Raw genomic sequence first — 20544 nt, forward strand, 5'->3', positions numbered from 1 at the left:
GCTCACCTACCATAGCATCGGCCGCGCCTGACCTCAATTATGGGACGAATGGCATAGAAACCGCGATTTACTTTGCAGATCGTCCAGATGCATGGACGGATGGTTGCTCTAATCCTGGCTGCGCCATAGCCTGCTGACCATATCCGCACACCATTGACGGAGGTTGGCCATGATAGCCGCACGGGAGATTTCTGAATTCCAGCCCAGCGCTGCGCCCCCTGAGCGCAGCCGCAGCGACGGGTGGTCGCTGTCCGATTTCCTCAACCTGCTCGACCTGCGCGGCCAGACCTGGTGCATTGTCGAACTGCGCGGATCGGCCGGGTTCAACCTGCCGGGGGACGATGGCGTCGCCTTTTACGGTGTGATAAAGGGCAGCGTCCGCATTGCCGGGGTCGCCGGTGGCACGATCGAGGTAGGCCAGGGACAGGTGCAAATCGTCCTGTCTGGTGAGGCCCATGCCATCCGTTCAGAAGCGGACAGCCCGACTGTGGTGCTCGATTTCCTTCGCCACGAACAGGCGGTCGATACCCCGCCCACCTTCACCATCGGCACCGGACCGATCGCGGCGCGAGTGCTGTGCGCGCGACTCAAGGTGACATGGCCCGCCGGTCTGCGCCGCACCGCGATGCCGGCATCGGTCCGCATCGAGGAGCAGGTGCTGGGCAACGAACTCAACGTCGTGCGCACTGAAACGCTGCAACGCTTTTCTGTCGGTGCGGGATCGACCGCGCTGCTCACCCGCCTCGCTGCGCTGTGGCTGGCGATCACACTGCGCAACCATCCGCAGTGCCCGCTGCTGTTCCGCATGTCGGCTTCGGCCGATCCGATTGCCCATGCGCTGCAACTAATCGATGCCGACATCGCCAGCGAATGGTCGGTCGAACGCATGGCGCGCAAGGTTGGCATGAGCCGATCGAGCTTCGCCGCGCGCTTTACTTCGGAGGTCGGCCAGACACCGATGGAGCTGCTCACCGAAAAACGGATGCACGCCGCCGCCGAACTGCTGCAGCACAGCCGCATCAAGATCGCTGAAATCAGCGGCCGCGTCGGTTACCAGTCCGAAGCCGCCTTCAGCCGGCGCTTCGCCCGCTTCTTCGGTATGTCGCCTGGGCAGATGCGGCACGGGACGGCGGAGGACAAACAATAGATCTCTCCCCACTGGGGAGAGATAGGCAGGCTTGGCAGCTTGCTGCCTAGCCGAAGTAGAGAGGGACCTGCGCGTTGCACGGCCCCTCTCCCAATCTTCTCCCCGGCGGCGAGAGGGCTTTGTCTCACACCTTGATCCCGTACAACTTCGCCGCGTTCAGCCCCAGCACCTTCGCGCGCTCATCCGGCGTCAGCGCGCCGGTGCGCTCCTCAAGGTTGTCGACCGGCCACAGGCTGGTGGGATGCGGGAAATCGGTTTCGAACAGGCAGTTCTCCACCCCGACGCGGCGGACCATGTCGGCCATGTTCTTGCCCTGCTCAAACCAGAAGCAGGCGTGGAAGTTGCTGCGGAAGTATTCGCTCGGCTTCTTTTCAAAGCCCTTGGTCTCGGCAATCTCGGCGAGCTGGTAATCGAGCGCTTCCATCAGGAACGGCACCCAGCCGATGCCACTTTCGACCGAGACGAATTGCAGCCCCTTGAAGCGGTCGAGGATGCCCGAATAGATCAGGTTCGACATCACCGCGCCGTTGTTGAAAAAGATCATCGCGCCCGAAATGCCAGAACGCAGGTCGCGCGGCAGGCTGGGCCAGCCCTGCTTGCCCATCCAGTCGATCGCGGTTTCGCTCGCGCCGATGTGGAAGTTGACCGGCAGCTTCTTTTCTTCGCAGACTTCCCACAGCGGGAACCAGTGTTCGGTGCCGAGGTCGGGAATCTGGTTTCCGTCCTCGTCCTGAGACGTGTGCGGGTCAGAATTGATGTTGATGCCCTTGAGGCCCATGGCGATGCAGCGTTCGGTTTCGATCACCGCCTGCTTGACGTCCCACCATGGCAGCAGCGCCATCGGGAAGAGCCGCTGGCCGCTTTCTTCCTGAAGTTCAGCCATGGCATCGTTGTAGATCTGCACGCAGGCGAGGCGCAGTTCGGGATCGACGCGCGCCGAAGCCTGACCGCCGAAGCCGAGGATGTTGGGGTAGACGATCTGCGCGAAGATCCCCGCGTCGTCCATCAGCGCCAGCCGTTCCTTGACTGAGGACGATCCAACATGAACCTCCTCGAACTGGACCTTGAGGAAGGTGTCGAGATCGCGGATCTTGCCGCCCTCTTTCAGCACCGCGCTGTTGGGATGGGCGCCGTGGCCGATCGACTGGTTGCCATCGATCACCCAGCACCGCTGGCCGTTCAGCATCTTCACCTGCGGCACCCGGTCGCGCAGCGCGGCGGGCGCGCGCTTGACCCACAGGTCATGCGGTTCGGTCAGGTGGGTATCGGCATCGATGATCAGCGGTGCGGCGGTGGACATGGCACTCTCCCTTGTGGACGCCAGACTAGGCGGCTGCGGGAGATGGGCCAATCGCTGTCAGGCCGCTGCGACTGCCTTTGCGTCCAGCGCCGCGACGAGCTGCGGTACATCTGCGAGTGAGCGCAAGGCATCGTTGAGGTGCGTGCAGCCTGCCGGTCCGCGCAGCCGCTCCAGCACCGCCTCGCGGATGGCATCCATCGGCGTGCCGACCAGCGCCTTGGCATTGGCAATCGCGCCCGGGCACTCGCGAAACGGCAGGACGCGCGGTTCGGCATCAAGGCTGGCAATCACCCGCGTCACAGGATCGAGCGCAACGTGCAGGATATACTCATGCAGCGCCGCCCGCCCGCCATCGGGACGCGGGGCCGAATCCTGGAACGAGGCTTCGACACGGATGGCATCGGTTTCGCGCCACACATCGATGCGGCGGGCGCGGCGGAATGACACGCCTTCGGATACCGGGAAGGCGTGCCAGCCATCGGGATCGGCCGGATTGCGCAGTTCCTTGCCATCGGCGGCGATGTGATGGCTGAGCCGTGTATCGGGATCGTGCGATGAAAATCCCGGCTGGAACCCCCAGCAAACGTTGGTGCGCTCGGCCAGCATCTCGGCCATGTTCACAGCGCCGGTAACGCCCTGCATTTTCGCCAGCCAGTCCTCGCCCCACTGCGACCAGCCCCAGTTCGACACGAGGCTGGTGCCGGAAATATCATCGAGTAGCAGGTACAGCGGGTGCGCCTCTGCAATCAGGTCAGGCAGCAGATCGCGCATGAACACGCGCAGGTGGCCCCCGCCCTTCTGCCCGATGAGCTGCTGCAACTGCGGCGGCGCAGGATCGGCACTGATCGCGATGATCTTTCGGTCGAAATCGAGGTCAGCACTAAGCCGCGCCTCTGCCCGAACACTGTCCGCACCGTCCGCGCCCTTGATTACATCGCGCGAGCGGCCTTCGAACCGGCGCAGGTCCACGCTGCCATTTGGCCATGTGACATCGAGGCTGGAGGTCCGGCGGATCGATCCGGCGCGGCGCAGCGGCGAGGGATTGGCGGTCGAGCGGACGGGCTGATCGTAATTCATGATCCCCCGCCTTTGGGCACCGCTGCCTCCTTTGGCAAGCGCAGGAACAGCAGGCTGCCGAACAGCACCAGAACCGAGGTGATCCAGAGGAATGGCGTGAACGTGTCATAGGCCGCGAGCAGCCGGCTGTTGAGCAGGACGCCGCTGATCGAGGCGATGTAAAGCGCGCAGTAGCACAGGCCGAGCGCCGTGCCGAAAACCTCGATCCGGAAAAAGCGCCCGACGAGGAACGAGAGCAGGTCACCCTCGGCCCCCACCGTCACCCCGACAAGGAACACGGCCATTGCCACGGCCCATGCCGTATCGACCGGCCCGGCCAGCAGCGCGAGGCCGAAGGCGGGCAGCACCATCGAAACCGTGGCGACAATTCTCGAGGGGAAGGCATCGAGCGCCAGCCCGCAAGTGATCCGGCCAATCAGCGTACCCAGCGAGTAGACTTGCAGCATCCGCGCCGCTGCCATCGCATCGAAGCCCTGTTCCTTGATCAGCAGCACGAATTGCGAGCCGTGGAGCGGCGTGTGGATCGTGGTCAGCAGCACCCCGGCGAAGATCGCCCAGAAGACCGGGCTGCCCAGCACTTCGCGGAAATGGCGTTCCTTGGGCGCGCCAGCAACCGCCTTCGCTCGGACCGGCGCCGCGCCGCTGCCCTTGGGGATCAGCGCGACGGCTATCAGCCCGCCGACCAGCACAATTCCGGCCAGCACCATGTAGCCGGAGCGCCAGCCATGTTCGGCTATATAACCGGTGATGAACGGCGGCGCGATGATCCCGGTGAGCGCGGGGGCGCTCATCACGATGGTCAGCGCGAGGCCGCGGGCATTCTCGAACTTTTCGACGACCAGCCGCGTGTAGGTCACCGGGCTGGTCAGGCAGCCGACTACCAGCACGCCCGCCGAACAGGCGAAATAGTACCGGAAATCACCCTTCAGAAAGGCAAACAGGCAGATCACCGCCGGCAGCAGAAGCACGCCGAGCGTCGCCATGCGCTTGGCGCCGTAACGATCGGTCAGCCGCCCGGCGATCGGCATGGTCGGCAGCGTTGCCAGCATGGTGAAGCCGATCAGCGCAAAGGTGGACCGCGTCCAGCCGAAGTCCTTGATCAGGAACGGCGCGAAGATCGAGGTGATGTAGGAGAACATCGACAGCCCCACCGCCATGCCAAGGCTCGCCGCGAGGAGCACGCGCCAATTGCGCGCCAGTTCGCCCAGGTATTCCTTGCGCTCGCTCATGGTCTCTCCCTCATCGGCCTGCGCATTCTTGCCATTATTGCCCCCTTGTCGATTGCGCGTTTCGCACATGGACATTGAGCGTCGCTGCGATGCCGGGCAGGATGGCGCCATGGACTTCGAAACCCTGCTCATCGAACGCGAAAATGGCCTGCTGGTCATCACGCTCAACCGCCCGGCCAGCCTCAATGCGATCACTCCGCAAATGCATGGCGAACTGGAGGCGGCGTTCAATATGTTCGCCGGCGACGACGATCTGCAGGTAGCGATCGTCACCGGTGCGGGGTCTCGGGCGTTTTGCGCGGGCAGCGATCTCAAGGCGTTTCGCATCAAGGACGCGCCGCCCTACCCGGAGCATGGCTATGCCGGGCTGATCAAGCGCCACGATCTGGTCAAGCCGGTGATCGCGGCGGTGAACGGCCTCGCGCTGGGCGGCGGCATGGAAATGGCGCTCGCGTGTGATGTGATCATCGGCGAGGAGAGCGCGAACTTCGGGCTGGTCGAACCGAAGGTCGGGCTGATCGCGATTGCCGGCGGCATTACCCGGCTGGTCCGCGCGGTGGGCCCCAAGCAGGCGATGATCCCGCTGCTGACGGGGCGCCAGGTCACCGCCGCGCAAGGTTTTGCTCAGGGCTTTGTCAGCGAGGTTGTTGCGGGCGGCGAAGCGCTGACCCGAGCCCGCGCCCTGGCGCAAGAGATCATGGCCTGCGCACCGCTCGCCGTGCGGGCGACCAAGGAAATCGCCTATAAGTCGATGGACGAACCCGACCTCGCCTCAGCCATCGCGGCGCAGGACCATTACCCCGCCTACAAGGCATGGATCGCCAGCGAGGACGCCGCCGAGGGGATGCAGTCCTTCGTCGAAAAGCGGAAACCGGTCTGGCGGGGGCGCTAGAGTTTCGCCGGCAGGTCCCTGATCCGCTTGCCCGTCGCCGCTGAAATCGCGTTGGTCACGGCGGGCAGCACCGGCGGCAGCGCCGGTTCGCCCAGACCTGACGGCGGGTAATCGCTCAGCACCCACGAAATCGCGATTTCGGGCGTCGCCGAAATGCGCGGCAGGGCATAGCTGTCGAAATTCTTCTGTTCAATTTCGCCATCGGTAAAGGTGATCTGGTGGTGCAGCGCCTCGGCAATGCCGTCGATCACCGATCCGCGCACCTGCGATTCCGCGCCGAACGGGTTGACGATCTGCCGCCCGACATCGGCAGCGACCCAGACCTTGTGGACCTTGGCCTCGCCGTTCTCCACGCTGACGTCGGCGACCTCGGCGAAGTAGCCGAGGTGGCAGAAATAGAACCCGAAGCCGAGCCGGCGGTTGCCCGACTTGGGCCGGCCCGCCCAATTGCAGTCCGCCAGCACCCGCTCGACCACGCCGCGCGCGCGGCCCGTGGTGAAGGCCCCCGAGGCGCGCGTGGGATCGCCGCGATCTCCGACCACCCGGTCCCCGGCGCAGAGTTCGAGCACGAGGCTCGGCAAGTCCCTGCCCGCCATTTCGGCCACTTCATCAAGGAAGCCGTTCATCACGAAGGCCATGGCGTTCGATTCCGGCGCGCGCATCGGGCCGGTTGGGATGATCGAGGGAATGACGTTCTGCGCAAACAGCAGGTCGGGGATCAGGCCCGCCGGGAACTGGCTGTCACGCATTCCGGCGGAACGACCGGCCTTGCCGCCCTGCCCCACGGTGACAAAGTGATCGGCAAGGCCGACCAGCTTACCCTGCCCGTCTATACCGGCGCGCAGGTTGTGCCAGCCGCCGGGGCGGAAATAGTCGCGCTGCAGGTCTTCGGTGCGGTTCCACAGTAGCTTGATCGGTTTGCCGGGAAGTGCCTTGGCGATGGCGGCGGCCTGCAGCATGAAATCGCCCATCAACCGCCGGCCAAAGCCGCCGCCGTTGCGGGTAATGTGGATCGTCTGGCTGGCTTGCGGAATACCGAGATTACGCTCGATGGCGTCAGCCCCCGAACCGGGGTTCTGCGTCGGCGCCCATAGCTCCAGCTTGCCGTCCTGGAAAAGGGCCGTGCAGTTCTGCGGCTCAAGCGGGGCGTGGCTGAGGTACTGGTACGAATAGCGCTGGGTGATCTGGCGCGTGCCCGCCTTGATCGCCGCCAGCGCATCGCCATCGCGGCGCAGGTCAGCGGGAACGCCCGTTTCATGCAGGCGCGCGGCTTCGGCGGCATAGGCAGACCACGAATGGCCCTTTGAAGCCGAGGTGTCCCATTCGACAGCGAGCAGTTCGCGCGCCTGTTCGGCATACCAGTGGTTAGTCGAGACAATGGCGACGCCGTCCACCAGCCCATCGGCCACGGCGGTTCCGGCGATCTGCAGCACCGCAACCACGCCCGGCGCAGCCTTCGCCGCGGCGAGGTTTGCCTTCACCAGCTTGCCGCCATGCGCAGGCCCGGTCTCATAAATTGCGTGGAGCATCCCCGGCAGCCGGACATCGATGCCGAACAGCGGCTCGCCGCGCAGCACCCTGGCACTGTCAACGCCGACGGTCGGCTTGCCGATGATGCGGAAGGCCTTTGCGTCCTTGAGCGGAACCTTGGCGAGGTCAGGCGCGGGCATGGTCGCGGCGAGCGCGGCCAGTTCGCCATAGGACCATTTGCGGCCCGATGCCTTGTGCAGCACCCAGCCCTTGTCGGTCGTCAGTTCGGATACAGGAAGCGCCGCTTTAGAAGCCGCCGCAGCAAGCAACATGGCCCGCGCCGCCGCACCCGACTGCCGCATCAGCAGCCAGTTCTGCGGAGTCGACTGACTGCCGCCCGCAAACTGCCGGCCGTAGAGCTTGGGATTATAGTCGGACTGGACCACCGAGACCTGTGACCAGTCGCAGTCGAGCTCTTCCGCCACCATCATCGGCAGCGACGTCTTGATGCCCTGCCCGATTTCCGGATTTTTGCTGGTGATGACGATCTTGTTGTCGGCAGCGATCGATACCCAGACCGACAGGGCGGCGGCGGCAGCCTTGTCCGCAGCCAGCGCGCCCGGCACACCAACGGCAAAGGCCATCCCGCCCCCGGCGAGCGCCGAAACCTTGAGGAATGCGCGACGATGAAGGACATGGGCGTTCATGCCTTCTCTCCCTGGCCTGAGGCACTTCGGATCGCGGCGCGGATCTTCGGATAGGTGGCGCAGCGGCAGATGTTGCCTTCCATCGCCGCGTCCACCTCGGACTCGCTCGGCTTGGCATTCTCACGCAGCAGTGCGTGGGCGGACATGATCTGCCCGGCTTGGCAATAACCGCACTGCATCACGTCAATCTCGAGCCATGCCTTGCGCAACTTTTCGGCAAGGGCATCGTTCAGTCCTTCGAGCGTAGTAACCTTACCCTTGCCTAGATCTACCACGGTAAGCTGGCATGACCGGGTTGGCGCGCCATCGACATGGACCGTGCAGGCCCCGCACAGCCCGGCGCCGCAGCCGAACTTGACGCCCGACAGGCCCAGTTCATCGCGCAGCACCCACAGCAGCGGCATGGTCGGCTGGGCAGTGACGCTGCGCGCCTTGCCGTTAACTTGGATCGAAAAGGTCTTCGCTTCGGCCATTGTCGCTCACCTGTATTGCGCGCGGGATGGCTGACCGAATCTTACGGCCCTTTGCCACCCAGTTTTCTGTGATCCCAAGACATGATCTTATCGGGCTTTACGCGAATGACCACCCGCTTTTCGGCCATGCGCGCTGCCATTTCATCGAGCGACTTCGCAGTCTGTCCGGGGAAGTGGTGATCGACCAGCACCCGCATCAGCGCGGTGCGTTCGGGATTGTCCTCGATAACCTCGGCCGTACCGTTGATCGAGACGCCGCGCAGCTGGTCATAAGTGCGGCCATCCTCGGCCAGAACGGCAATGCGGGGGTCGCGCTGGAGGTTCACCACCTTCTGCGACTTGCCATAAGTCTCGAACAGGATCGCGCCGTCATGGACCGCAAACCACACGGTGGTCAGGTGCGGCGCGCCGTCCTTGCCCAGGGTCGCCACCTGCAGCGAATGGGCTTCGGCGAGGAAGGCGGAGACCTCCGCATCGTTCATGCGGACTGCGTCGCGGGATTTTGCCATGGCGGGGAGGTAGTCAGTCTCCGTCGCGCGCGTCAATCGCCGCGAGGAAACCCAGCGAACCGGCAGCGGCCTCCGCCTTCATCGAATCGCACACGTTTTCGAAGGTGACGCCGGGTATGGTTTCCTTCACCCGGTCATTTCCTGTCGCCCCGACAACGCGGCACACCCGCTTGCGGCAGCGCCAACCGGCGTGGGTCTTGACCCATTCATCGTCGTACCAGCCGGAGCCATCCCACAGAGATCCGCCTTCTGCGGCATGCCTCACCAGTCGCCACTGGCCGTACGTGAAGGAATGCGCGTGATCGCCCAGCACCCGCACCTGATGGTTGGTCATGACATGTTGGGTGGCGTCGAGCGGCGCGTGGAAAGCGGCGAAATCGGCCTTCCAGTTTTCCAGCCCGTGCCAATGGGCCGAACCGCCGAAGTCCGCATCGACATGCTCGGTAAACACCGCGTCGAACAGGTCCCAACGCTGCGTATCGACGGCGAATCCGTAGAGGTTGAGCGCCTGGATGATGTCGCTGCGGTCTGACATGGCTTAGCCCCCCAGTGAAACGTCCGCCGTGCCGGTGAGGATCGTATCACCGTCTTGCGTGGTCATCTTCGTCTTCACCGTGACGATCGGCACACCGTATGCCGACTGATCCTGCTTGTCGACGATCTCGGCATCGACGAAGGTCACGTCACCTTCAAAGGCCGGGCTGCGGAACTGGGTTTTCGAATGCCAGACATAGCCGTCGAGCCCCGCCCAATAGGCGACCGTATCCATATGCCAGGCGTTCATCGACGAGCCATAGCCATAGGCCCCGCCCATGCCGACGTTCTCCGCCTTTTCGCTGTTGATGTGCCCCGATGACGGCCCGTGGAACAGCCCGTCGGCGTGGCGCGGATCGATCTTTCGCATGTCGAAATCGTAGGTCATGTCCTCGGCGAAACCGGCGTCTTCGGTGGCTGGATCGTAAGCGCCTTCAGGCACGTTCCAGCGCCACGAACCCCAGATATTCTGCCGATGCGCGCGGCATTCCAGCGCAAAGGTGACGACCGAGTGCGGCCCGATCACGCGGCGGGGCAGCTTGTCACCGACATTGACCGAGGCGTAGCTGGGCGTGATGCCTTCGCGGTTTGACAGGATCCACTGGTGGCGCAGCTTGTGGATCTCGGCCAGTTCGGCCTTGTCCCACTTTTTGGGGCTGCGCTTTTCCTTGCCATAGACGCCGCGCTTGTTGGCCTCCTCGATCAGGTAGCGGATCGAGGTCGCGCGCTCCTTGGCAACCAGCGCGCCGTGCTGGTTGCGGTGGACGGTATCGCCGTTGGCGAACATCGTCGGCCCGGCAAATGCGGTGTCGGTGACCTTGTATCCGGCAAATCGGCGCTCCTGCACCAGCTTGTCACCCGGGCGCACGGGGGTGCCATAGAACCACCACTCCTCGCCCGCAAAGATCAGGTGCGATCCGGGGATCTTGCCGACGCAGCTCGGATGGCAGCCGTGGCCATAGTCCATCGCGACGGTGAAGCTCTGCGGCGCGACGATGCCGCCGAACTTGCTGGCGCGGGCGAAATTCTCGTCCCAGTGGAGCGGATTGGCATAGTCCATCGCCTGAACCCAGCGGCGGATATCGGTGGCGTTGCAGGGGTCCCACATCTCGGCATAGACGATCTGCTTGCCGATCCATTTGTCGACATCGCTGGTGTCGAGCGCAGGGGCATTATTGTGGCCGGTTTCAGCCATGGCGTTCCACTCCCGGAATTGCGATTTGTCCGAATCCATGGGCGGATGGCCCAGTCCTGCCAATGGCCCCAGCCGCAGAGCCAAGTGCCGCAGACGGCAATCAACCGTCAGTATTGCTGATCGCGCTCTCGAACAGGCCCTGCGGGCTAACCCAGTCCTTGCGCACGCGGCGGAGCGCAATCAGCCATTCGCCGTCCACCTTGCGGAAATCGTCGATGTAAACGCCGCAGTGATCGGGGCCGATGTCGGTCCAGGCGGCCCAATAAGTGCGGACTTTCGCCGTGTTCGGCCCGGTCAGATCAATCTTGCAGGTGCCGAGGTGGTGGCGCACGAAGCTTGCCTTGTGGACCGTGTCCTGTCCGGGCTCACGGCTCAACCAGCGGTTCTGCCAGGCGCGGATCGTCTCGCGCCCTTCATAGCGGAAAATGAAGTCCCCCGGCGCGCGTTCGGACTGGATCACCCCGTCCTCGGTGAAGCAGGCGGCATAGTCGTCGACCTTCAGCCGGTCGCCCGACACATTGTACTTCGCCAGCGTATCGCGGATCGCCTCGCGCGCCAGAAGGTCATCGATGGTCATGCTGCCGGACGTTCGCCGATCGGCGAGACATAGACGTGGAGGCGCTTCAGCTTTCCGGCATCGTTGAACTCGTAGATCGTCACCGTGTTGGAAACGTGCGTCATCCCGCCGCGCGTGTTGCGTTCCTCCAGTTCCAGCGCAACGAGGCCGGGCACTTCAGTCATGCGCCGCAGCGTGCCTTCCCAGTCTGTGTGGCCGCCATACTGGGTAACGTAATGGCGGTAGGTCGGCCAATCGATGACCTCGGCTTGCGGCCCGAGGAACACGCCCTCGCGCACGAAGCCATCGACATCGACCAGCTTCTCCATCTCCGCCCAGTCAGCATCGCCGAGCGTGCCGGCCTTGGCCTTAGCCGCGATCCCGCTGAAGGCCTCGCTATAAGCAATCACTGCGCGCGACAGTCCGGTAAACTCGCTCGACGGCGGCATTTCGTTGGCCATGGGTCTTCCTCTTCCAGTTGCGGCTTGGGTCAGGACATTACCTGCCCGCCGTCGACATTGATTGATTGCCCGGTGATCGTGCGCGCCTCGTCAGAAGCGAGGAACAGCGCGAGGTTGGCGACGTCCTCGGTCGTCGAGAAGGTACGCAGAGCCACCGTGCCGGTCAGCCCGGCCTTGATTTCCTCTGGCGTAACGCCTTTTTCGCCGGCGATCCGCTTCATGTAATTGACCATCAGTTCGGTCTCGATCGCGCCCGGCACCACGCAGTTGCAGCGGATGCCGAATTCGCCAACTTCCTTTGCAATCACCTTGGTCAGCACGCGCAGCGCGCCCTTGGCGGCGGAATAGTGGCTCTTGCGCACCAGCCCGTCCCAGCCCGCGCCGCTGGAGAAATTGACGATGGCGCCGCTCTTGCGTTCGAGCATCGAGGCGTTGAGCACGGCCTTGCTGCACAGCATCGCCGCCATGCAATCGACCTTGTAGGTGTCGAGGAAGTTGTCGACCGTCTGTTCCCAGATGAACTTGTCGGTTCCGGGAACGGCGGCGTTGTTCAGCAGGATATCGACCTGGCCCCAGCGCGACATCGCGGCACCGACCATGGCGATCACATCGGCCTCGTTCGTGACGTCGGCTTGCACGGCGATAGCATCCGGCCCGATCGCCTCCGCCTCGGCCGCGACCATTTCCAGCCGGCGCGCGGCCATGACGACCATCGCGCCTTCCTCCACCAGCATCCGCGCCATCACGGGCCCAAGGCCCGTGCTAGCGCCGGTGACGATGGCGACCTTTCCGGCGAAGCGCGGCGGGCGGCTCATATCTCCATCACCTTCTTCATCGTGGCGTGGCTCTCTGGCGAACCATCAAGCGCGCGGTTAAAGCGTTCGGCGATACGCCAGCCGTCAGCGGTGCGCTTCAGCGTCCAGTGATTGACGGCCGCGCGCCAGAGGAACCAGCGATCGCCCTCTTTCAGGATCACCACCGAATAGCCGACCGCCTGAGCATCGTCGCCACTCACAGTGATCTTCGGCGTTGCCGTCATGTGCGCGCAGCCGGTGTTGACGAGGTCAAGATGCCCCGGCCAGCCATACATGCCGGCGATTTCATCCGGCGCGGCAAGGCGCTTGGTGCCGCCGTCTGGCAGCGTGAAACTGTACCCCCCGCCATCAACCCACAGCGACCCTGCCGGCTCCGCCGTGGCGGAATCCACCAGCGGGCCGTACGTCATCAGCAGGTTCTGGATGGCAAGCTGGTCTTCCACCGCCCGCAGGCGGCTTTCAAGCTCTAGTAGCCGCGCGTCTCGATCCAATCTTCGTGCTCCCCGGGACGATAGGTGACGCCGGGCGTCTTGCCCGACTTGGTCTTGAGATCGAAACCGATGGCATCCGCCCCGCCCTCGATCGGCACGCCGAAGGCCGAGATCGCCCAGCTCGTCATCACGTAATTGCCGACCAGCATGACGAGATCCATGATCTGTTCCTGCCGCAGGGTCTTCTGCAGCGTGGCCCAGGTTGCGTCGGAAACGTTGTTCGACTTGATCAGTTCATCGCAGGTGGAGAGGATCGCGCGCTCTTCGTCGGTGAAGGCGTTCTCACCTTCAGGAAAGTCACGGATCTGGGCGATTTCTTCCAGCGTGATGCCAGCCTGCATCGCGTAGCCCACATGGTTGTGCCATTCGTAATGAGACTTCACCAGCACCGCGACGCGCAGCACGACGAATTCCAGCTGACGATTGTTCAGCGTGTGCCCCGTCATGAAATACTTGCCGAAGTGACTCCATGCCAGCGCCATGGGCGGATGGTTCGCCATGATCTGGATGATGTTGGTCTTCGAACCTTCCTCCCACGAATTGGGCTCGCCCCAGAAGGATTGCACTTCGCGCGTGGCGTCGGTCCACGTTTCCTTGGGCGGCCACTTGATGCGGAATTCGTTGGGGACGGACGACAAGGAAGCTCTCCCGGTATGGCAGTGGAATTTGAGCGGAGGTTCAGCGCGTCCACCGCGCCGGGTCAAGCAGGGATGAAAGCCTATCGCCGGGGCGTGTCAGGTAACCGACCAACCTGCGTCGACGCAGATCGTCTGGTTGGTCGCATAACGCGCGGCGGGCGAGACGAAATAGGCAACCGCTGCGGCAATATCTGACGGCTCGCAGAAACCGAGCGCCGGCATCCGCCGTGCCGGGCCTTCTGCCGGCGGGCCCTTGGCGCCAATCGCACCGGGCGAAGCTACGCCGCCGGGAAGCACGGTGTTCACGGTGATACCATATTCCGCGAGTTCGAGCGCCGAAGCCTTGGTCAGCGCGGCAAGCGCGCCCTTGGAGCCCATGTAGCTGGCCAACCCCTTGATCGCCTGACCGCGCAAGGAACACGAGGCGAGGTTGACGATACGTCCGCCCTGCCCGGCGGCTACCATCGCGCGGCCAACCTCGCGTGTCAGCAGGAACGGCCCGCGCGCGTTGATCGCGTTGTTGCGGTCCCATTCCTCAGCCGTGCCATCGAGCAGCAATTGCCGGTCCTGAACGCCGGCATTGTTGACCAGCGCCCAAGGGGTTCCGAGCAGTTCAACCACGGCGGCGGTCATGGCGACGATCGAGGCTTCATCGCCCATATCGACGGCGAACGCCTGCGCGCTGTCGCCCAGTTCGGCGGCGAGCGCCTCGGCCTTGGCCATATCGCGATCGGCGATAGCAACCAACGCACCGCAATCGACAAGCAGGCGCACCACGCCCTCGCCGATGCCCATCGCGCCGCCGGTAACGATGACGACCCGGCCATCAAGGGAAAATGGATTGCTCATCGCCAGCCTCGCAAGTTGATTGCGGCGAGCAAAGCAAGCGCGGTCGCCGGGTTCAATCCCCGCTGGCGCATATCGCGCAAGCGTTGATCGAAACCGGCACCTGCGGCGATCAGGCCGCCTTTTTCGTCCGCTCAACCGCTTCGAGGTTGAGCATCTCGGCGATCAGGAACGCCAGTTCGAGCGACTGCGCGGCGTTGAGGCGCGGATCGCAGTGCGTGTGATACCGGTCGGCCAGCGCCTCGTCAGTGATGCCCATCGCGCCGCCGGTGCATTCGGTGACGTTCTGGCCGGTCATCTCGATGTGGATGCCGCCGGCATGGCTGCCCTCGGCGCGGTGGACGGCGAAGAAGCCGCGCACTTCGGCGAGGATACGCTCGAAAGGACGCGTCTTGTAGCCGCTCGGGCTCTTGATGACGTTGCCGTGCATCGGATCACACGACCAGACCACCGAGTGGCCCTCGCGCTGCACGGCGCGGACCAGTGCGGGCAGGCCGGTTTCGACCTTGTCGTGGCCGAAGCGGCTGATCAGCGTGATGCGGCCAGCCTCGCGGCCTGGGTTCAGCGTGTCGAGCAGGCGCAGCAGCGCGTCAGGCTCAAGGCTGGGGCCGCACTTCATGCCGATGGGATTGCCCACGCCGCGCAGGAATTCGACGTGCGCCGAATTGTCGAAGCGGGTGCGGTCGCCGATCCACAGCATATGGGCGGAGCAATCGTACCATTCGCCGGTCAGCGAATCGCGGCGGGTCAGCGCCTGCTCATAAGGCAGCAGCAGCGCCTCGTGGCTGGTGTAGAAGCTGGTGCCTTGAAGCTGCGGGACGGTCTGCGGATCGATGCCGCAAGCCTGCATGAAATCGAGCGCTTCGCCGATGCGGTCCGACACTTCGGCGAACTTCGCGGCCCAGGGGCTGCGGCCCATGAAATCTAGCGTCCACTTGTGCACCTGCCGCAGGTTGGCATAGCCGCCGTGGCTGAAGGCGCGCAGCAGATTGAGCGTCGATGCCGACTGGCTGTAGGCCTGCACCATGCGCTGCGGATCGTTAACCCGGTCCTGCGCAGTGGGCTCGATCCCGTTGATAATGTCGCCGAAATAGCTGGGCATTTCAACGCCGCCAACCGTTTCGGTGGGGGCCGAACGCGGCTTGGCGAACTGCCCCGCCATGCGGCCAACCTTGATCACCGGCTGCTTGCTGGCAAAGGTCATGACGACCGCCATCTGCAGCAGCACGCGGAAGGTGTCGCGGATGTTGTCCGGATGGAATTCGGCGAAGCTTTCGGCGCAGTCACCGCCTTGTAGCAGGAAGCCGCGGCCGGCAGCGACTTCGGCGAGGTCCGCCTTCAGCGCGCGGGCTTCGCCGGCAAAAACCAGCGGCGGATAGTTCGAGAGCGTCTTTTCAACGCGCGTCAATTCGTCCGCGTCACCATAGACGGGAAGGTGCCGCGCTTCGGCGTTCTTCCAGCTTTCCGGGGTCCAGTTGCTTGCCACAGTCTTGCTCCTTTGAGGGGAGCGCCCATAGGCCCTGCCCCGCAGGAATGCAAAACCGGCTTTTCTGCACTGTCCGAAAGCTGCGCTTTTATCGCGTGGCCGGTGCGCTCCCGCTGGCCGGTGCCGCGCCAACGGATGCCAGCGTCTGCCCCTGCGGCAGGACGGCCAGCCGCCATGAGCGCTGCTTGACCAGATACTTGGCCGCCAGCGCCTGCATCGCCTGCGGGGTGGTGACGGTCGAATCGATCATCAGCGAACGCAGCGATCCGAATAGTTCGGGGCGCTGCGTGGCGCCTTCCAACATCAGCATGAAATAGCTCGATCCGGTCGAGGCGCGGGCGATCTGCTGGCGCAGCGGCTCGGTCACGCGGGCCAGTTCGTCATCGGTCGGCGGGTTGGCGATGAGGTCGGCGGCGATCTCGTCCGCCGTAGCGTAGAAGGTCTTGAGCTGCCCCGGTTCCAGCATACCCAGCGCGAGGATCGAGCCGCCCGACGGGAACTCGGTCGGCCAGGTCGAATAGACCTGCGGCGAATAGCTGGCACCCAGCTTTTCGCGCAGCCGGTCCAACAGGCGGTTGGAGAACACTTCGGAGAGGATGCGCAGCTGGCGGCTTTCGCGCAGGCCGGCAGTGCCGCCGCCGGTCGGCCAATAGACCATCGCGGCAGACTGGCGCGCATCGCCGTGGTGCGTGAGAACCACCGGCTGATCGCTTCCGGCAGGGACGCGGTATGGCGCAGCGGCCTTTTCGGCGGAAAGCGCAGTGCGCGGCGTCAGCGCGCCGAAGCTGCGTTCCAGCGCGGCGGTTGTCTGCGCCAGATCGACATCGCCATAGACCTGAACCTCGACCGGCCCCATCGACAGGATCGGTTCCCACAGCTTGCGGAAGCCTTCAGGGGTTGCCGCGTCAAGTTCGGCGGGGGTCGGCGAGCGGTAGCGCGGATCACGGTCATGCTCGATCCACTTGAGGTCGCGTTCCAGCACGCCGCGCGGCGAAGCGGCATAGGCATCGGCGCGCAACTTCATCGCCGCCTTGGCGCGCAGTACTGGGTTCGGGTCCCAGCGCGGCATGGCGAGCTTGGCGGCAAAGAGGTAAAGCTGGTCGGCCAGATCCTCGCGCCGGGTGTTGGCGGTGAAGACGAAATCGGCATCGTCGATGGCAAAGTCGAAGCCCATCTTGCGGCCGGTGGTGATCCGGTCGAGGTCTTCCTGACCCAAGGGGCCGATGCCCGATCCGACCAGCGCGAGATCGGCCAGCGCGGCATTGGCCTGATCGTTCGGGCCAAACGCGCGGTAACCACCGCCGAAGCGGACCTTCACCGTGACGCGGCCGGGTTCGACCTCGCTCGGCTTAATCAGCGCCTTGACGCCGTTGGCGAAATCGACCTGCGAAATTTCCGCAATGCCGGTCGAGACCACAGTGCCCTTGCCGGGCGCGCCGATGGCCGGAAGCGACTTGAAATCGATCGGCTTGTAGGCCAGCCGCGATCCGGCATCGCCGGTGACCGGCTCGGCCAGAGCAGTGCGCAGCGCGGCCTCGTCGGCCTCGCCAATGGCCGGTGTTATATAGACACCGCGGGTCACTGCACCCTTGAACTGCGAGCGCGTGTGGGCAAGCACATTGGCCGGAGTGAACTGCGGGCGGGCGCTGTCGAAGATAGTTAGGATCGCAGCCGGATCGGCCACTGCTTCCCGAATGTCGAGCGCACCGACGATCTCGTCGCCCAGCGCTGAACTGGCCTGCAGCGTGCGCTGTTCGGAAAAGGCGGTGTAGCCCACGCGCATTTCCGCAACCTCACGGTCAATCTCCTCCTGCGTCGGCGCGGTCTTGAGCGCGTCGGCAATTACCGCGCGGACATCGCGCACGGCGGTTTTCCAGTCCGGCCCGAGCGGGGTCACGGTGACAAACGTCCCGTCAACCGATCGCAGCACGTCCTGCTGTTCAATCCCGGCGGCAAGGTAGCTGCCTCCGGCGCGGGCGCGGGCTTCGAGACGGCGGTTGATGATTTCTCGGGCCAGCCGGTCGACCATCAGCCCCTGATTATAGGCGACGGTGTCGTTCACCGGCCGCCACGGACGCAGCACGGCCCATGAGAAGCTGCGCGGCAAGTCAGGCTCGACCGCGACCCTGACTTCGCCAACGGGCGCACCGTCTGCCTTGAGGGCACCCTGCGGCGCTACCGGATCGCCAAAGCTGGGCGTCGGCGTGCGCGCGCCGGAGACCGGCCAGTCGGAGAACCACTTGGCGATCAGCGCGGCGAACTGTTCGGGCGTCCCATCACCGGCGACGACCACAACGGTATTCTCGGGCCGATACCAGCGCTTGTGGAACGCGCGGATCGATTCCTGCGTTGCGGCGGTGAGCGTTTCCTCGGTGCCGATCGGCGATCGGGTGGCGAGCAATTGCCCGGAATAGACCGTCTCGCGCATCAGCTTGTCGATGCGTTCGTCGGTGCCGCCGCGTTCGCGCTTTTCGGCGAGGACGATGGGCAGATCAGCCTTGATATTGGCGTCACTCAGCGTCGGATAGATCATCATGCCCGACAGCAGCTTGAACGATTCGTCGAGGCCCGAAGCAGAGGCCTCGGGCAAGTCGATCTTGTAGGTCGTGGCGATGGGCGTAGTCTCGGCATTGGTATCCGACCCGAAAGTCGCCCCCAGCCGCTGCCATGTCGGGATTGCCTGGGCATCGCCGATGTACTTCGACTGGCGGAACACGAGATGTTCGAGGAAGTGGGCATAGCCGCGCTCGCTCTCGGTCTCGTTCATCGATCCGGCATCGACGCGCACGCGGATCGACACCTGCCCCGGGGGCACGCCATTGTTGCGCACGGCATATCGCAGCCTGTTGGGCAGTTCGCCAAAGACCCAGGCCTTGTCCTGCGGCACGTCGCTGCCGCGGTAAAGCCACGGGCCGCTATCGCCTTGCGTGGCGGTAGCAGTGGGCGCCGGCTTCTTCTTCGCTTGCCCCATGACAGGGGCCGCAAGGATCAGCGGAACAAGGACGGCAAGGTGCGCGGCGGCGCGGAACGGGGATATCATGGTAGAAGGTATAAGGGGCAGGATTGTGAAGGGCCAGTGAATAGAACCCTCAGGCGACGCTCCGGAAAAAGGAGTTGAAGTGCCTTGCCTCGGCACCGGCTTGAAGGCACTGCTTGCCGGGATTGGGCGGTGGCTCTGCCCGGGGCATTTTCGAGAGGCAAACACATGGCACGCTTCACCACCACGGTTCTGGCTCTGGCGCTGACCTGCGCCGCCACTCCGGCATTTGCCCAGACAGCCGCACAGGGAGCTTTCCCTCCGCATAGCGCCTATGGTGAAACCGATGACGAGAACATGGCGGCCTGCCGGGTCACCCACGCCTCATCAGTCGCCGCGACCGAACGGACATTGCGCAGCAACGGCATCCGCACTGTGACTCACACGGCGAACACCCTGTCGCGCGACGTCGTGCTGGCCTATGTCAACATCAACGCCTTGCCCGTCGGTCAGGGCGGCAAGGAAACCGGGGCCTGCGCCTACAGCATCAATTACGAGCTTTACGGCAACACCAATTTCACCAACCCGGTGACCAAGGGCGCGCACTTCGGCAAGGTCATGTACTGCAACCAGGGCGGGCTGCTGGTCTGGTCAGCCGCCACTGCGCAGGCGCAGGTCAACAAGGACCTCAGCAGCTACGTCAGCGCCTGTGTGAAGGAATATACCGCAAGCAAGAACTGACGCCTGCCCCCGGAGTGTTGGTTACTTCGGAGCGGTTTTGGGCTCGGTCTGCGCTTCGGCCTGCTTCTGCATCGCCTCGATCTCGGCCATCGACTTGAAGTCGATCAGTTCGACCTGAAACACCAGATCCGAATTGGCCGGGATCGGGCCACTGGCCTGCGCGCCGTAACCAATCGCCGCCGGGATGCAGAGCCGCATCACCGCTCCTTTGGCCGCCAGCTTGATGCCTTCGCCAAAGCCCGAGATGACACCGGACACCGGCATCGGCGTGCGCATCGCCTGATCGAACACGGCGCCATTGGCCGCCAGATAGCCAAGGTAATTGATCAGCACGACATCGGCGTCACCCGGCTTGGCGGCTCCGGCGGGAGCGGCGCGCAGCTCGGTATAGCCGAGGCCCGAGGCGGTCTTTGCCGTGCAGGAGCGGTGTCCCGCATCGACCACCGGGTTAAGCGGCAGCGGGATGACCGGGCTGGCAACCTGCGCCGATGCGATGGCGGGAAAGCACAGCAGGGCGGTGGCGGCAACGGCCTTGATCGTGATGTTCATGGCGTCGGCGTCTAATCGCTGGAATCATCCCTCGCCAGCAGAATCGTCCACCGGATCGCACCCGCGCTGGCCGGTGAGCAGGTGCGGCCAGCGCCGCGCGACGATCAGCACCAGCGTTGGCAGAACCATGGTCAAGGCAATGTCCTTGGCTATTTCCCCCAATTGCTGCGGCACTTCATTGGCCCAGATTTCGAAGAAATAATCATTCACCTCGTTCGCCAGTTCGAGCGCAAGGACGAGAAGCCAGGGCAGCCAGTCCGCCAGCGACCGGCGCAGCAGCGCGGCAAAAACCAGCGCCAGCCCCATCCCCACCATCACGTGCAGGGCATCGTTATGAAACGCCAGACTGCGCTCCAGGAACATCTTGGCGAAATAAATCATCTTGGGAAGATCAATGGGCATCGCGGCCTGCGCTAGGTCATTGCCGGCGGGCAGGCAATGGATTGAGGGG

Annotated in this window: 21 protein-coding genes; 3 read left to right on the plus strand and 18 right to left on the minus strand. The window is 64.3% G+C overall.

What is annotated here, in order from left to right; genetic code table 11:
• The first annotated feature begins 169 nt into the window (after window positions 1-169).
• Window positions 170-1147: an AraC family transcriptional regulator gene (locus WG900_RS13450; RefSeq protein WP_339967773.1), complete on the plus strand. Its 978-nt coding sequence runs from the start codon at window positions 170-172 to the stop codon at window positions 1145-1147.
• A gap of 124 nt (window positions 1148-1271) precedes the next feature.
• Here WG900_RS13450 and WG900_RS13455 read toward each other — a convergent pair whose 3' ends face one another.
• Genes WG900_RS13455 through WG900_RS13465 form a run of 3 tightly spaced genes read right to left on the minus strand, consistent with a single transcriptional unit; the run spans window position 1272 to window position 4753 of the window.
• Complete coding sequence (locus WG900_RS13455) at window positions 1272-2447, minus strand: amidohydrolase family protein (RefSeq protein ID WP_339967774.1); 1176 nt, start codon at window positions 2445-2447, stop codon at window positions 1272-1274.
• Between the two features lie 57 nt (window positions 2448-2504).
• Window positions 2505-3524 (minus strand): DUF2889 domain-containing protein, encoded by a 1020-nt coding sequence (locus tag WG900_RS13460; RefSeq protein ID WP_339967776.1) that lies wholly within the window; start codon window positions 3522-3524, stop codon window positions 2505-2507.
• The gene (locus WG900_RS13465; RefSeq protein WP_339967777.1) at window positions 3521-4753 is read right to left on the minus strand and encodes an MFS transporter; all 1233 of its coding nucleotides are present in this window, start codon (window positions 4751-4753) and stop codon (window positions 3521-3523) included. Before WG900_RS13465 ends, WG900_RS13460 begins: the two co-directional genes overlap by 4 nt.
• Before the next feature lie 67 nt (window positions 4754-4820).
• Here WG900_RS13465 and WG900_RS13470 point away from each other — a divergent pair, with 67 nt between their 5' ends.
• Window positions 4821-5645 carry an enoyl-CoA hydratase-related protein gene (locus tag WG900_RS13470; RefSeq protein WP_339967778.1) on the plus strand — a complete coding sequence of 275 codons (825 nt, stop codon included), beginning with the start codon at window positions 4821-4823 and terminating at the stop codon, window positions 5643-5645.
• On the opposite strand, the gene WG900_RS13475 is transcribed toward WG900_RS13470, so the two are convergent.
• From WG900_RS13475 to WG900_RS13535, 13 genes are all read right to left on the minus strand, one after another.
• Entirely contained in the window at window positions 5642-7822 is a 2181-nt protein-coding gene (locus tag WG900_RS13475) for a xanthine dehydrogenase family protein molybdopterin-binding subunit (protein WP_339967779.1), read from the minus strand. The genes WG900_RS13470 and WG900_RS13475 overlap by 4 nt on opposite strands.
• Window positions 7819-8295 carry a (2Fe-2S)-binding protein gene (locus tag WG900_RS13480; protein ID WP_339967780.1) on the minus strand — a complete coding sequence of 159 codons (477 nt, stop codon included), beginning with the start codon at window positions 8293-8295 and terminating at the stop codon, window positions 7819-7821. Before WG900_RS13480 ends, WG900_RS13475 begins: the two co-directional genes overlap by 4 nt.
• Before the next feature lie 41 nt (window positions 8296-8336).
• Window positions 8337-8804 (minus strand): pyridoxamine 5'-phosphate oxidase family protein, encoded by a 468-nt coding sequence (locus WG900_RS13485; RefSeq protein WP_339967781.1) that lies wholly within the window; start codon window positions 8802-8804, stop codon window positions 8337-8339.
• Between the two features lie 13 nt (window positions 8805-8817).
• Window positions 8818-9339, minus strand: coding sequence for a nuclear transport factor 2 family protein (locus WG900_RS13490; protein WP_339967782.1), 522 nt, complete (start codon window positions 9337-9339; stop codon window positions 8818-8820).
• A gap of 3 nt (window positions 9340-9342) precedes the next feature.
• Window positions 9343-10533 carry an FAS1-like dehydratase domain-containing protein gene (locus tag WG900_RS13495; RefSeq protein ID WP_339967783.1) on the minus strand — a complete coding sequence of 397 codons (1191 nt, stop codon included), beginning with the start codon at window positions 10531-10533 and terminating at the stop codon, window positions 9343-9345.
• A 100-nt stretch (window positions 10534-10633) separates the two neighbouring features.
• Entirely contained in the window at window positions 10634-11110 is a 477-nt protein-coding gene (locus WG900_RS13500; RefSeq protein WP_339967784.1) for a nuclear transport factor 2 family protein, read from the minus strand.
• Window positions 11107-11550, minus strand: coding sequence for a hypothetical protein (locus WG900_RS13505; RefSeq protein WP_339967786.1), 444 nt, complete (start codon window positions 11548-11550; stop codon window positions 11107-11109). Before WG900_RS13505 ends, WG900_RS13500 begins: the two co-directional genes overlap by 4 nt.
• 29 nt (window positions 11551-11579) lie before the next feature.
• The gene (locus WG900_RS13510) at window positions 11580-12365 is read right to left on the minus strand and encodes an SDR family NAD(P)-dependent oxidoreductase (protein ID WP_339967787.1); all 786 of its coding nucleotides are present in this window, start codon (window positions 12363-12365) and stop codon (window positions 11580-11582) included.
• On the minus strand, window positions 12362-12856 hold the full coding sequence (locus tag WG900_RS13515) for a nuclear transport factor 2 family protein (RefSeq protein WP_339967788.1): 495 nt from the start codon (window positions 12854-12856) through the stop codon (window positions 12362-12364). Before WG900_RS13515 ends, WG900_RS13510 begins: the two co-directional genes overlap by 4 nt.
• Window positions 12832-13494 carry a carboxymuconolactone decarboxylase family protein gene (locus tag WG900_RS13520; RefSeq protein ID WP_339967789.1) on the minus strand — a complete coding sequence of 221 codons (663 nt, stop codon included), beginning with the start codon at window positions 13492-13494 and terminating at the stop codon, window positions 12832-12834. The genes WG900_RS13515 and WG900_RS13520 overlap by 25 nt, the downstream gene beginning before the upstream one ends.
• Window positions 13495-13590: 96 nt before the next feature.
• Complete coding sequence (locus WG900_RS13525; RefSeq protein ID WP_339967790.1) at window positions 13591-14343, minus strand: SDR family NAD(P)-dependent oxidoreductase; 753 nt, start codon at window positions 14341-14343, stop codon at window positions 13591-13593.
• A 109-nt stretch (window positions 14344-14452) separates the two neighbouring features.
• Window positions 14453-15826, minus strand: coding sequence for a class II 3-deoxy-7-phosphoheptulonate synthase (locus WG900_RS13530; protein WP_339967791.1), 1374 nt, complete (start codon window positions 15824-15826; stop codon window positions 14453-14455).
• Window positions 15827-15914: 88 nt separating this feature from the next.
• The gene (locus tag WG900_RS13535; protein WP_339967792.1) at window positions 15915-18866 is read right to left on the minus strand and encodes a M16 family metallopeptidase; all 2952 of its coding nucleotides are present in this window, start codon (window positions 18864-18866) and stop codon (window positions 15915-15917) included.
• A gap of 165 nt (window positions 18867-19031) precedes the next feature.
• Between WG900_RS13535 and WG900_RS13540 the strand changes: the two genes are divergently transcribed.
• The gene (locus WG900_RS13540; RefSeq protein ID WP_339967793.1) at window positions 19032-19544 is read left to right on the plus strand and encodes a hypothetical protein; all 513 of its coding nucleotides are present in this window, start codon (window positions 19032-19034) and stop codon (window positions 19542-19544) included.
• Window positions 19545-19565: 21 nt separating this feature from the next.
• Here WG900_RS13540 and WG900_RS13545 read toward each other — a convergent pair whose 3' ends face one another.
• Both WG900_RS13545 and WG900_RS13550 read right to left on the minus strand, forming a co-directional pair.
• The gene (locus tag WG900_RS13545) at window positions 19566-20093 is read right to left on the minus strand and encodes an FKBP-type peptidyl-prolyl cis-trans isomerase (RefSeq protein ID WP_339967794.1); all 528 of its coding nucleotides are present in this window, start codon (window positions 20091-20093) and stop codon (window positions 19566-19568) included.
• Between the two features lie 24 nt (window positions 20094-20117).
• Window positions 20118-20495 carry a hypothetical protein gene (locus WG900_RS13550; protein ID WP_339967795.1) on the minus strand — a complete coding sequence of 126 codons (378 nt, stop codon included), beginning with the start codon at window positions 20493-20495 and terminating at the stop codon, window positions 20118-20120.
• Between the last annotated feature and the right edge of the window lie 49 nt (window positions 20496-20544).

This window comes from Novosphingobium aquae (genome assembly GCF_037572715.1).
Taxonomy (GTDB): Bacteria; Pseudomonadota; Alphaproteobacteria; order Sphingomonadales; family Sphingomonadaceae; genus Novosphingobium; species Novosphingobium aquae.